General features: G+C 68.4%; 1 protein-coding gene. It reads left to right on the forward strand.

Features of this window, described 5'->3' with window-relative positions; genetic code table 11:
- Positions 1-2: 2 nt before the first annotated feature.
- The coding region (locus tag LPA41_RS41295) for a response regulator transcription factor (protein WP_229076956.1) at positions 3-405 on the forward strand (403 nt) is incomplete at its 3' end.

Here is a 405-nt window from a genome sequence, read left to right on the forward strand (position 1 = left end):
GTATCCGTGTGCTGGTCGTGGACGATCAGGCGATCGTCCGCGCGGGTTTCGTGGCGATCCTGACGGCCGAGGCCGACATGACCGTGGTCGGCGAGGCAGCGGACGGTGACGCGGCTGTGGCGATGTCGGCACAGCTCGCGCCCGACCTGGTGCTCATGGACATCCGCATGCCGGGTATGGACGGACTGACGGCGACCCGGCTGATCACCAATCACGGCAGCGGCGCCCGGGTTCTCGTGCTCACCACGTTCGACCTCGACGCCTATGTCTACGAGGCTCTGCGCGCCGGGGCCTCCGGCTTTCTGCTCAAGGATTCCGAGCCGGAGGACCTCCTGACCGCGATACGGGTGGTCGCCTCCGGTGACGGCGTCCTCGCGCCCGCGGTCACGGGACGTCTGATAGCAG

It is taken from the genome of Actinoplanes sp. DH11, from assembly GCF_020873875.1.
Taxonomy (GTDB): domain Bacteria; phylum Actinomycetota; class Actinomycetes; order Mycobacteriales; family Micromonosporaceae; genus Actinoplanes.